The 12,005-nt window shown below is 74.6% G+C and carries 11 protein-coding genes; 7 read left to right on the top strand and 4 right to left on the bottom strand.

Going from position 1 to position 12,005, the window contains the following annotated elements; all coding sequences use genetic code 11:
- Nucleotides 1-19 precede the first annotated feature (19 nt).
- On the bottom strand, nt 20-1,060 hold the full coding sequence (locus D7223_RS17865; protein WP_120729525.1) for an App1 family protein: 1,041 nt from the start codon (nt 1,058-1,060) through the stop codon (nt 20-22).
- Nucleotides 1,061-1,218: 158 nt separating this feature from the next.
- Between D7223_RS17865 and D7223_RS17860 the strand changes: the two genes are divergently transcribed.
- From D7223_RS17860 to D7223_RS17845, 4 genes are all read left to right on the top strand, one after another.
- Nucleotides 1,219-2,838, top strand: coding sequence for a hypothetical protein (locus D7223_RS17860; RefSeq protein WP_120729524.1), 1,620 nt, complete (start codon nt 1,219-1,221; stop codon nt 2,836-2,838).
- A gap of 46 nt (nt 2,839-2,884) precedes the next feature.
- A complete protein-coding gene (yaaA, locus tag D7223_RS17855) occupies nt 2,885-3,679 on the top strand; it encodes a peroxide stress protein YaaA (RefSeq protein WP_120729523.1) in 795 nt (264 codons plus the stop codon).
- Between the two features lie 100 nt (nt 3,680-3,779).
- The gene (locus D7223_RS17850; RefSeq protein WP_120729522.1) at nt 3,780-4,454 is read left to right on the top strand and encodes a hypothetical protein; all 675 of its coding nucleotides are present in this window, start codon (nt 3,780-3,782) and stop codon (nt 4,452-4,454) included.
- Nucleotides 4,455-4,520: 66 nt separating this feature from the next.
- Nucleotides 4,521-5,483, top strand: coding sequence for a TAXI family TRAP transporter solute-binding subunit (locus tag D7223_RS17845; protein ID WP_420330320.1), 963 nt, complete (start codon nt 4,521-4,523; stop codon nt 5,481-5,483).
- Between the two features lie 55 nt (nt 5,484-5,538).
- On the opposite strand, the gene D7223_RS17840 is transcribed toward D7223_RS17845, so the two are convergent.
- Both D7223_RS17840 and D7223_RS17835 read right to left on the bottom strand, forming a co-directional pair.
- The gene (locus tag D7223_RS17840; RefSeq protein WP_120729520.1) at nt 5,539-6,999 is read right to left on the bottom strand and encodes a sensor histidine kinase; all 1,461 of its coding nucleotides are present in this window, start codon (nt 6,997-6,999) and stop codon (nt 5,539-5,541) included.
- Between the two features lie 7 nt (nt 7,000-7,006).
- A complete protein-coding gene (locus tag D7223_RS17835) occupies nt 7,007-7,663 on the bottom strand; it encodes a response regulator transcription factor (RefSeq protein WP_120729519.1) in 657 nt (218 codons plus the stop codon).
- Between the two features lie 89 nt (nt 7,664-7,752).
- On the opposite strand from D7223_RS17835, the gene D7223_RS17830 reads away from it, so the two are divergent.
- From D7223_RS17830 to D7223_RS17820, 3 genes are all read left to right on the top strand, one after another.
- On the top strand, nt 7,753-8,091 hold the full coding sequence (locus tag D7223_RS17830; protein WP_120729518.1) for a DUF952 domain-containing protein: 339 nt from the start codon (nt 7,753-7,755) through the stop codon (nt 8,089-8,091).
- Between the two features lie 82 nt (nt 8,092-8,173).
- Nucleotides 8,174-9,424 (top strand): glycosyltransferase family 39 protein, encoded by a 1,251-nt coding sequence (locus D7223_RS17825; protein WP_120729517.1) that lies wholly within the window; start codon nt 8,174-8,176, stop codon nt 9,422-9,424.
- Nucleotides 9,425-9,543: 119 nt separating this feature from the next.
- Nucleotides 9,544-10,083, top strand: a complete 540-nt coding sequence (locus D7223_RS17820) for an acyltransferase (RefSeq protein WP_120729516.1) — start codon at nt 9,544-9,546, stop codon at nt 10,081-10,083.
- Nucleotides 10,084-10,157: 74 nt separating this feature from the next.
- Here the strand turns inward: D7223_RS17820 and D7223_RS17815 are convergent, their stop codons facing one another.
- Nucleotides 10,158-11,906 carry a CDP-glycerol glycerophosphotransferase family protein gene (locus D7223_RS17815; RefSeq protein WP_120729515.1) on the bottom strand — a complete coding sequence of 583 codons (1,749 nt, stop codon included), beginning with the start codon at nt 11,904-11,906 and terminating at the stop codon, nt 10,158-10,160.
- Between the last annotated feature and the right edge of the window lie 99 nt (nt 11,907-12,005).

Below are 12,005 nucleotides of genomic sequence, written 5' to 3'. Positions count from 1 at the left end.
AACGCGCCGGGAGCCGGCGTCAGACCAGGCCGGCGTCGCGCAACAGCTTCCACAGGCCGGCGCCGTCCGGAGCGGAGAGCCACTTCTGCCCCACCGGCCCGGCTGACGAGCTGCCGGCGGGCGCGGGCAGGCTACCGGCGAGCACCGCCTGGGTGGGCGACAGCCGGCGGATCGCCACGCCGGCCACGTTCTCCGGGTGGGCGGCGGCGAACTCCCGGTAGATCTCCTGGTCGTGCTGCCCGTCGTCGCCGACCAGCAGCCACTTGACCTCGGGGAACTCCTTGGCCAGGCGGGCCAGGGTGATGCGCTTGTGCTCCCGGCCGCTGCGGAACCAGCGGTCGTGGGTGGGTCCCCAGTCGGTCAGCAGCAGCGGGCCGGCCGGGTAGAGGTGGCGGGACAGGAACCGGGTGAGCGTCGGGGCGACGTTCCACGCACCGGTGGACAGGTAGAACACCGGGGCGCCGGGGTGGGCGGTGACCAGCCGCTCGTACAGCACCGCCATGCCGGGGACCGCGTTGCGGGCGTGCTCGTCCAGCACGAAGGTGTTCCAGGCGGCGAGCAGCGGCCGGGGCAGTGCGGTGACCATCACCGTGTCGTCGATGTCGGAGAGGACGCCGAAGCGCACCTCCGGGTCGAGGATCCGCACCGGCGCCTCGACCGGCTCCGCGTCCGGCACACCGATGGTCACCGCACCCCAGCCGGGCACCATGTCGGCCTTCACGGTGACGTCGACGAAGCCGCTGCGGTCGGCCTGCGTCTCGTGGGTCACCCCGCCGGCGGTGATGGTGACCTTGACGTGTTTGGCGGGCAGGGTCGTGAAGCTGCGCCAGCCCCGGACCTTCTCCAGCCGGCCGTGCTCCCGGGTGTCCGGTCGTCCCAGCAGCACCCGGCACATGACGCGTACCCAGCCGGGCGCGCCGTAGCCGGTGTAGGCGACCACGTTCATCCGCCACCCGGTCCGCCGCAGCCGGCGCTCCACGAGGTGGTGCACGGCGTCCTCGATCCGCGCGGCCCGGTGCAGGGTGGGTACGGCCAGCTGGCCGGCGGGAGTGGGTGGCACGGGTGCAACCCTGCCACAAGCCCGCCGCCTCGGCCACGTGAGGCGATCTCACCGGGCCACCGCAGGCACGCCGGCAGCACCGCGTTCACGGCGAACCGGCCCGGTCCCCCGCCGGCGCGTGAAACACTCCGGTCGGGACGACGACGGGGGCGCTGGTCGTGTCGCGATCTGCTCAGCACGGGGGGCGGTGGCGTCCCCGGCTCGACCGGCCGGCGCTCGTCGCGCTGCTGCTGGGGGTGGCCGGGGTCGCGTACCGGCTGGTCCTGACCCTGCGCACCACGCCGGTGTCGAACAGCGACGAGGCGACGTTCGGGCTGGCCGCGCTGCACATCGCGCAGGGCCGGGAGTTCCCGGTCTTCCTCTACGGGCAGCGCTACATGGGTGTGCTGGAGTCGTACCTGGCCGCGCCGCTGGTCGCGGCGGTCGGGCCCAGCTGGCCGGTGCTGCGGCTGCCGCTGCTGGTGTTGTACGCGCTGTTCCTCTGGCTGATCCACCGGCTCACCCGGCGGATCGGCTCGCCGTGGTTCGCCACATTCGTCGTCGGCCTGTTGGCGCTCGGCGGCGAGCGGGTGGTCCGCGACCAGATCACCGTGGTCGGCGGGCGGCCGGAGGTCAAGGTCGCGGTGCTGCTGATGCTGCTGGTGGCGGTGGGGCTGGCCGGCGGCACGATCCGCCACCGGCGGCTGGCCGTCGGGGCGTTCGGACTGCTCGCCGGGGTGGCGGTGTGGTCGGACTGGCTGATCCTGCCCTACCTGGGGGCGGCCGGGCTGGTGCTGCTGTGGGTGGCGCGGCGGGAGCTGCTGGGCTGGGCGGGACCGCTGCTGGTGGCGGGCTTCGCCGTCGGCGTCGCCCCGATGGCCTGGGACAACCTGGTCGCCCCGCCCGGTGAGGACTCGCTGTCGGTGTTCCGGGAGATCAGCACCCGGGCCGGGCCGACGCCACCCTGGTCGGAGCGGCTGCGCGGCGCGCTGCTGGAGGGCGTACCGCTGGCGCACGGGCTGTGCCCGGTCGACGGGTGCACGACGTGGACCCGCTGGTCCGGGCTGCTCTACCCGGTGCTGCTGGGGATCGCCGCGGTGGTCGCGGTGCTCGCGTACCGCCGGGCCGCCGGACCGGGACGGGCCCGGCGGGTCGGCCCGGTCGTGCACCTCGCGCTGGTCCTCGGCGCGGCGGCGACCCTGCTGTCGTACGCCCGCAGCCCGCTGGCCGCCACCGACCCGCTGAGCAACGCGCGCTACCTGTCGGTGCTCCAGCTCTCCCTGCCGGCGGTGCTGTGGCCGGTGTGGCTGGCGGCGGTGGCCTGCTGGCGGGGCACGGTCGGGGTGGCCGGCCGGCTGGCCGGCGCGGTCGCCACCGCCGGGCTGGCCGCGCTGGCGGCCACCGCGCTGGTGGTCACCGTGCTGTTCGCCACCACCGGCGCGCGGGCGGGCCGGACCGAGGAGCGGGCGGCCCGGCAACTGGCCGACGCGGTCCGCGCGGACGGGCCCCGGGAGGTGTACGGGGACTACTGGACCTGCAACCGGTTGATCTTCAACACCGGTGAGGACGTGGTGTGCGGGGTGCTCGACGAGTGGTTCACCCCGGGCCAGAACCGCTACCCGGCGTACTGGCGGCAGGTGTCGGCGGCTGCCCGGCCGGGTTACGTGGTGGAGTCCGGGTCGACGCTGGAGCGGCGGCTGCGCCGGCTGCTCGGCGACCGGGCCGACGCGGCGCTGGTGATCGAGGTCGACGGGTATCGCGTGTACCACCCGGAGCAGCCGGTGCGGCCGTGGCGGTAGGACCGGATCGTACGCTGGCGGCAGCCGCCGACCGAGGAGTCCACCGATGCTCATCCTGCTGCCGCCCTCCGAGGGCAAGGCCGACACCGGCACCGGCCGGCGGATGGATCTGGCCCGGCTGAGCCTGCCGGAGCTGGCCGGAGCGCGTGAGCGGGTGCTGTCCGCGCTTGTCGACGCCAGCACCGCCGACGAGGCCGTCGCGCTGGCCGCGCTCGGCCTCGGCCCCGGTCAGCGCGACGAGCTGCGGCGCAACGCACGCCTGCTGCGGGCGGCGACGGCGCCGGCCGAGCGCCTCTACACCGGGGTCCTGTACGAGGCGCTGGACCTCGCCTCACTGCCCGCCCCGGCGCTGCGGGCGGCCCGCCGGTCGGTGCTGATCAGCTCCGGCCTCTGGGGCGCGGTACGCCTCGCCGACCGGATCCCGCCCTACCGCTGCCCGATCTCCGCGCGGCTGCCCGGGGTGGGCGCGCTGTCCGCCTGGTGGCGTGCCGCGCTGGACCCGGCGCTGACCGCCGCCGCCGGGGACCGGCCGGTGCTGGACCTGCGCTCCGGCGCGTACGCCGCCACCTGGACACCGCGCGGTGCGGTGGCCGCCCGCACGGTGATCGTCCGGGTGCTGCACGAGCGGGACGTCGACGGCACGCCGGTGCGGACGGTGGTCAGCCACTTCAACAAGGCGACCAAGGGCCGGCTGGTCCGGGAGCTGCTGCTCGCCGGCGCCCGCCCGCGTACCGCCGACGCTCTGGTGGCCGCGCTGCGCGACCTCACGTACCGGGTCGAGGAGACCGCGACACCGGCCGGCCGGCCCCGCCAGGTCGACGTGATCGTGTCCGAGCTGTAACGGCAGACGCAAGATTTCCTCAAGGCTCGGCCGGATCGGTTCCGCCCGCACCGCGCAACCGTCACGGTAGGGACACCCCGACGCCGACGAGGAGCCCGAGGTGTCCCCCGAACCGACCCTGCTCGACCGGCCCCGGCCGCCGTCGCCCCCGCCCCCGCTGGACTGGCTGACCCTGGCCGACGCCTTCGAGGTCGCCTGCCTGCTGCGCTGCATGACGCCCCCGACCGGCGGGAACCCTCGGCGGCCCGCCCCACTCCACCCGCCGGTGACGGTCGAGTTCAACCGGGAGGAGGCCGCGCAGCGGATGCGGCAACTGCTCGACCGGTTGGGCGTACCGGTCCGGCACGAGGTCGCCGTGGGCGGTCTACGCCGTCGCTACGAGCTGCACCGGCTCTCCGTGCCGGCGGCGCACCGCGCCGCGTACGCGCAGGTGGTGGAGGCCGGCTGGCGGCAGGGCCGCCGCGAGTTGCTGGGCGGGCCGACGCCCGGCGCGTCCACCCCGCGGCGGGTGTGGCGGCCCCGGCTCGCCGCGGCGGCGTGGCGGGCCGCCCTGCTCGGTGGCGGCCGGCACGTCCGGCGGCACATCCTCGGGATCCGACTCACCGACCGGGAACTGGCCGCCGTGCTGGTCCGCGGGGCGGCCCTGCTGGACGTCCCGGCGCTGCTGCGACCGGGCACCGGCTGCTTCGTGGTCAGCGTCGCACACGGCCGGGACCGGGAGCAGATCCTGGACGCCGCCGCGCTCGGTCCGCCCCGGGAGGCGGCCGGATCCTGACCGGCGCCGTCCGGGGCGGGGGATCCGGGTTGCGCGGGGCGGCCCGGTCGGCGCAGAGTGCACCGGGTGAGCCGTACCTGGTCCGCCCGCAACCGACCGCCGGCCGCGTCGACCGCCCTGCTGGCGTTGCTGCTGGTCGCGGTCCTGCCCGGCGCCGCCGGCTGCCGGGAGACCGACGAGGAGCCGGTACGGATCCGGATCGCCACCGGCAGCCCGACCGCCGTCTACCACGCGTTCGGGCGGTCGCTGGCCGCCATCCTCAACCGGGAGCTGCCGAACGTCGAGGCCAGCGTCGTGGTGACCGCCGCGTCGGCGGAGAACGTCCGGCTGGTCGGCTCCGGTGCCGCCGAGCTGGGTTTCACCCAGGCCGACGTGCTGCCGCCGGCCGGGGCCACCGATCCGGCGGTCGTCGCGGTGGCCCGCGTCTACGACGACCTGCTGCACCTGGTCACCACCGCCGGCGGGCCGGTGCGGACGGTGGCCGACCTGGCCGGCCGGCGGGTGTCGGTGGGCGCGCCCGGCTCCGGCACCGAGATCACCGCCACCCGGCTGCTGGACGCGGCCCGGCTCGACGAGAAGCGGGCCCACCGGGAACACCTCGGCCTGGACGACTCGGTCGCCGCGCTGCGCGAGGGCCGGGTCGACGCGTTCTTCTTCTCCGGCGGCCTGCCGGTGCGGGCGGTCGAGGAACTGGCCCGGGACCTGCCGGTACGCATCGTCGACCTGGGCGACTGGACCGAACCGCTGCGCGAGCGCAACCCGGAGGTCTACGTGTCCCGGGACATCCCCCGCTCGGTCTACGGCGTGGACCCGGTCACCACGGTGGCGAACCCGAACTTCCTCGTCGTCCGCGCCGACCTGCCGGAGACGCTGATCCGGGAGGTGACCCGGTTGCTGATGGAGCGCCGGGCGGAACTGGGCGCGGCACACCCGGCGGCGGGACGGATGAGCCCCCGCTCGGCCATCGCCACCGCGCCGCTGCCCCTGCACCCGGGCGCCGCCGCCTGGTACCGCGCCGCCAAACCGTGAAAGGAAGGGCCCCCGCTTAACGCCTGGTGTAGAGGAAGGGTCCCTTCCTAACGCCTCAGCGCGGCGTGGACGCGGGCGTGGTGCGCGGCGCGGCGTCGGGGGCGGCGGCGGGCGCGGCGGGCGTGTCGCGGGCGGCGGCAGGCACGGCGGCGGGGGCGGGGAACCAGAGACCGGCGACCAGGCCGCGCGGCTCGTTCGGGCACATGGTGAGCCGACCGCCAGAGGCGTCCACCAGCACCGCGACGATGGTCAGGCCCAGCCCGGCGCCGTCGACGTTCTGCACCTCCGGTGCCCGCCAGAACCGCTCGGTGGCCTGCCCCAGCTGGCTCGCCGTCATGCCGGGGCCGGTGTCGCGTACCTCCAGGGCGGTCCCGCCGTCGTCCCGGCGGACCCGGACGGTCACCTCTCCCCCCGCGCCGCTGAACTTCACCGCGTTGTCGATCAGCGCGTCGAGTGCCTGGTCGATCGCGGTGGGCACGGTCGCCGCGTACGCCGGGGAGTCGACCGTGGCCAGGCGCAGGGTGACCGACCGGTGCCGGGCGAGCGGCTGCCAGGCGGCGACCCGGCTGGCGGCGACGGCCGCCGCGTCGACGGTCACCCGCTGGTTCTCCCGCCGCTCTGCACGGGCCAGGGTGAGCAGCGCGTCGAGCACCAGGGCGAGCCGGTCGGTCTCCTCCAGCGCCAGCCGGTGCTCGGCGCGGCCGTCCGGGTCGGTGAGGCTCGGTCCCAGCTCCTCCACCCGCAGCCGCAGCGCGGTCAGCGGATTGCGCAACTGGTGGCTGGCGTGCGCGACGAAGGCCCGCTGCCGGTCCATCACGTCGGAGACCGCGTCGGCCATGTGGTTGAAGCTCGCCGCCAGGCGGCGCAGCTCCGGCGGGCCCAGCCGGTGCTGCACCCGGGCGCTGCCGTCGCCCTCGGCGATCTCGTGGGTGACCGTGTCCAGCTCGGTGACCGGTCGCAGCACCCACCCGGCCAGGCCGAACGCGGTCAGCACGCAGGCCAGCACCGCGAGCAGGCCGATGCCGGCCAGCAGCAGCCACCAGGCGGTGACGGTACGCCGGACCGGGCCGGCCGGGGTGGCGGTGACGACCGCACCGAGCACCTCGCCGCCGTCGTTGATCGGCACCGCCACCACGATCGGCCCGTCCACCCACGGCCACACCGACGGCGGGCCGCTGACCTGCTGCCCGGACAGCGCCACGTCCAGCGCCTCCCGGGTGCCCGGGGCCGTCCGCCAGCTCGCCGAGGAGACCACCGTACGGCGGTCCCGGTCGACCACCGCCGCGCCGATGCCGTACAGCTCGTCGTAGCTGTCCAGCTCGTTGTCGAGCGGACCGGCGGCGCCGCCGCGCAGCGCCGGCTCGGCGAGCGAGGCGAACCGGGTGGCGTCGGCGAGCCGGTCGGCCCGCACCCGGTCGGTCTCCCGGCTGGCCAGGGTCGCCGCCAGCGGCGTCTCCAACGCGATGAGGACGAGCACCATCAGCAGCAGATAGCTGATCACCAGCCGACGTCGCACCGTGACCTCATTCGCCGCGCAACCGGTAGCCGACGCCGCGGACGGTCTCCACCAGGCGGGGATCGCCGAGCTTGCCCCGCAGCGAGCCGACGTGCACCTCGACGGTGTGCCGGTCGGCCCAGGTGGTGCCCCACGCGTCGAGCAGGATCCGGTCCCGCGGCACCGCCACCCCGGGCTGCCGGGCCAGCGAGAGCAGGACGTCGAACTCCTTGCGGGTCAACGCCACGGCGCGGCCGTCCACCGTCACCGCCCGGGCGGAGACGTCGATGCGGACCGGGCCGACCTCGATCACGTGCCGCTGCGGCACGGTGTGCGCGGCGCGCCGCAGCACCGCCTCGATCCGGGCCTGCAGCTCCACCATCGAGAAGGGCTTCACCACGTAGTCGTCCGCGCCGAGCCGCAGGCCGAGCACCCGGTCCCGCTCCTCGCCCCGGGCGGTCACCGCGATGATGCCGAGCTGGGTGCTGCGCCGGCGCAACTCCCGGCACAGGTCGGTGCCGTCCCCGTCGGGCAGGGTCAGGTCCAGCAGCACCAGGTCGCAGGGCGCGGCGGACAGGGCGGCGGCGACGGTGGCCGCGTGCTCCACCTCGTACCCGCGCCGGGTCAGCGCGGAGGACAGGGCCGCGGCGACCCGGCGGTCGTCCTCGACCAGCAGGATGCGCACCCGGTGCCTCCGTTCCTCGCCCAGCCGACCTGGGCATGGTGGCAGATGTCCGCCCGCGACGGGAGGGCCGGCCTCGCTATCCTGCCGGAATGATCTACAAGCTGCTGGCGACGACCGAGTGGGAGGACGCGCGGGCCGCCGGCCACTTCACCGGCACCGCCATGGACCATCAGGACGGGTTCATCCACCTGTCCGGTCCCGACCAGGTGGTCGAGACGGCCCGACGGGTCTTCACCGGCGTGACCGGGCTGACGCTGCTGACGGTCGACGAGCAGCGGCTGGGTTCGGAGCTGCGCTGGGAACCGTCCCGCCACGACCAGCTCTTCCCGCACCTGTACGGCCCGCTGCCCGTGTCGGCCGTCGTCGACGCGCGGGCGTTACCGGCCGACGTGCCTGCCGCCGACGCGATCGCGGCGCTGCTGACCTGACGGACGGTCGCCATGCCCGACGACCTCGCTCCGTCCCGCGGCGGGTCCCGACGGTTCCGCCGGTCGGGTAGGGTCACGCCTCGTGTCCGCCGACCCCGCCACCTCCACGAAGCCCCTCGCCGAACCGGCCTCCGCCGCACACCCGCGCGACCCGGCAGCAGGCTGGTCGTCCCAAGCCGCGGCAACGGCCGACGGGCCGCCGACGGATGCGGGCAGCCGCCGACGGTTGCCGGCCGCGGCACCGGCGCTCCTCGCGTACGTCCTGTTGCGGGCGGCCGGGCTGATCGTCCTGTGGATCTTCTCCCATCGGGCGGGCGCCGACTTCTGGTGGCTGCTGCACAGCCGCTACGACTCCACGTGGTATGCGCAGATCGCCGATCAGGGGTACGACCAGAGCCTGGACAACGTCGGCCCGGACGGCAAGTCACGGTTGCCGAACCTGCCGTTCTTCCCGCTCTACCCTGGCCTCACGGCGGGGGTCGCCGCCGTCACCCCGTTCTCCATCCCGGTCGCCGCCCTGGTCGTGTCGTGGGTCGCCGGTATCGCCGCCGCGTGGGGCATCTACGCCGTCGGCGTCCAGCTCGCCTCCCGGCGCGTCGGCCTGCTCCTGGTCGTGCTCTGGGCAGTGCTGCCCCACGCGGTGGTGCAGAACATGGCGTACACCGAGACCCTGTTCACCGCGCTGGTGGCGTGGACCCTGTACGCACTGCTGCGCCGGAGATGGCTCACGGCCGGGGTGCTCTGCCTGGTCGCCGGCTTCAGCCGCCCGACGGCGAGCGCGCTGATCGCCGCGGTCGGCGTCGCCGCGCTCGTCGCGGTGGCACGCCGGCAGGACGGCTGGCGACCGTGGGTCGCGGGGCTGCTCGCTCCCCTGGGCTACCTCGGCTATCTGGCATGGATCGGCCAGCGGCTGGGACGCGTCGACGCCTACTTTCACATGCAGAGCACCACCTGGAAGATCGGGTTCGACGGCGGCGTGGACACCTTCGCCACCTTCCGACAGGTGCTGACCGAGGCGGTGCCGCTGTCGTTCTACACGTCGACGCTGCTGATGGCGATCGCCGCCGTACTGGTCGTGCTGCTCGTCCTCGACCGTTACCCGCTGCCCGTGGTGGTCTACTCCCTGACGTTCCTCATCCTGACCGTGGGTACCGAGGAGTACTACTGGGCCAAGGGCCGCTACCTGGTGCCCGCCTTCACGCTGCTGCTGCCGGTGGCCCTCGCGCTGGGCAAGGCGCGGCCGCGTACCCGGATCCTCGTCCTCGGGCTGCTCGCACTGATTTCCGCCTGGTACGGCACCTATCTCAGCCTGATCTGGACGGCCTCGCCGTAGCCGCCGCGGCGGCGCGCGATCGGCGGCTGGTTATGCTACGCCGGGCCACGGCCCAGGGCTTTCGGACCGGCCTTCACCCGGCGCGACGCCGCGCCCCGAGACGATGCGAGCAGACAGACATGGCTGACACCAACGACCGGCCGACGGTCTTCGTCCACCCCAGCGCCGACGTGGAGTCCGGCGCCCAAGTCGGGAACGGCACGAAGGTCTGGCACCTGGCTCACATTCGGTCCACCGCCCGGGTGGGCGCGGGCTGCGTCATCGGGCGCAACGTCTACGTGGACGCCGGTGTGACGGTGGGGGACCTGGTGAAAATCCAGAACAACGTCTCCGTCTACCAGGGCGTGACCATCGAGGACGAGGTCTTCGTCGGCCCGTGCGCGGTCTTCACCAACGACTTCCGCCCCCGGGCCCAGAACCCGGACTGGACCATCACCCCGACGATGGTCCGCCGGGGCGCCTCGATCGGCGCCAACGCCACCCTGATCTGCGGCATCGAGGTGGGCGAGTACGCGATGATCGCCGCCGGCTCGGTGGTGACCCGGGACGTCGCGCCCTACCAGCTGGTCGCCGGAAACCCGGCCCGGCCGAAGGGTTGGGTGGACGAGAAGGGCGAGATCGTGTCCCGGGACGTCGACAACCCGCCGTCGCGGGCCTGAGCACACGGCGGGCGGAAAACACGAACGGGGGCGACGACCGGTCCGGTCGTCGCCCCCGTCGCCGGGTACGCGGGTCAGCCGCAGAGGCGGTCGATCTCGTCCCGGAAGCGGTCCATCGGGTTCGACCCGGACGGGCCGAGCAGGTACTCCTTCAGCTCCCGTCGCGCCTCGGTCATCGGGTCGTCCCCGGCCCGGGTGACGGCGAGGATCTTCGGCAGCTCGCCGCAGTCCGCCGCCAGCAGGTACGCCGCCCGCGCGGTGGGGAAGGTCCGGCGGAACTCGTCCTCCGACAGGCCCGCGGGGTTGGCCACCACGTACGGCCGTTCGCTCTGCACGAAGTCGGAGACCACGCTGGAGACGTCGCTGACCAGCAGGTCGGTGACGTTGAAGCAGTCGAACAGGGCCGGGGTGCGGCCGGTGACCACCAGATGCGCGGTGCCGTCCAGCGAGGTCGGGTCGGTCTGGCCGCCGGCGGCCCGGATCCGGGCGACGATCCGCTCGTGCGCCGCGCGCGCCTGCTTCGACCGGGTGCCGGTCAGCGGGTGCGGCTTGTAGACCAGTCGCAGGTTGCCCGCGGCGAGCAGCCCCGACACGATCCGCTCCCCCATCAGCACCAGCGACGTGTGGTACGGGTCGTCGTCCAGCCAGCCCTCCCAGGTGGGGGCGTAGAGCACGGTGAAGACCTGGTCGGCGGCGCGCGAGCCGAAGGTGTGCAGCCCGGCGAGCTGCGGCCGGCCGATCTCCACGATGTCGCGGTCCAGCACGCCCACGTCGGCGCGGGCGTACCGCTCCCGGCCGGCCGGGCCGGCCACCCAGACCTCGTCGTAGACCTTGCTGTACGGGTTGACGCTTGCCTGCTTGTCGCTGTCGCCGTGGCCGACGAAGACGTGCTTCACGCCCGCCTCGCGCAGCATGTGGATGTTCGCCCCGACGTTGGCCGCGTACAGGGCGACCCGGATCGACCCGAGGTCGAGGTTCATGAAGTCCACCCCGGCCGGTACGCAGATCACCGGCAGCCGGGTGTCAGCCAGCTCGTGGAACGCCTCCTCGGCGCGCAGCAGCACCACCGCCGGGCGGCCGGCCGCCTCGACCGGCGCGAGCCACATGTTGGCCTGGTAGACGTCCTTGGCCGGACCGGCGAAATAGAGCGCCACCTCGGGCCGCTCCCGGGACAGCCAGTCGTGCACCGCGCGTACCGCGCCGGGGGTGCTGCCGCGCCCCCGCAGCCAGGTCAGCGCGAGCACCCCGGCGGTGACCAGCCCGGCGGCGAGGGTGACCAGCCCGGTGACCACCACCGGGGCGACCCGGTCGACCACCGCGGCCAGCACGGCGGCCGGCACCAGCAGCACGTTGAGGATCGGCAGCCGCAGGCCGGCCAGGTGCCGCGCCCACCGCGGCGGCACCGGCGCCCGACGCATCGCGCCCAGGTCGATGTTGCGGGTGAACGCCGGGGTGGCGGCCCGCCCGTCGACCACCCTGGTCAGCGCGGTGGTGCCGACGGCCACGACCCAGAGCGCGGCGGGCAGCAGCAGCACCGCCACGGTGCCGGCCACGCCGGGACGGACCGTGCTCACCACCAGCAGCGCCACCGACAGGTCGCGGACCAGCCGCCGGAAGACCCGCCCGAGGCCCGCCTTGCCGAGCAGCTCGGCGGTCTGGGCGTACCGGCCGGCGAGGGTCAGCTCACCGGCGATGACCACCACCGCGGCGACCGCGTACGGGATCACCAGGCCGAGCACGCCGGACAGGATCATGACCCCGTAGCCGAGCAGGGTCAGTCCGACGGCGGCGAGACCCTGCTGGCTCCGTACTCTGCTGAACAACGGCACGCTCCCTGTCTGCCCACCGGTGTCGAGGGGTCCGATACCGGGCAGCTGCGACCTTAAACGGGGTAGGTAACGCCGGTATTGCCGGGGTGTCCG

Origin of the sequence: Micromonospora endolithica (assembly GCF_003626595.1) — a bacterium.
GTDB classification, from domain to species: Bacteria; Actinomycetota; Actinomycetes; order Mycobacteriales; family Micromonosporaceae; genus Micromonospora; species Micromonospora endolithica.
Note: the sequence above shows the minus strand (reverse complement) of the source record. Positions and strands in the feature narration are given on the sequence as shown.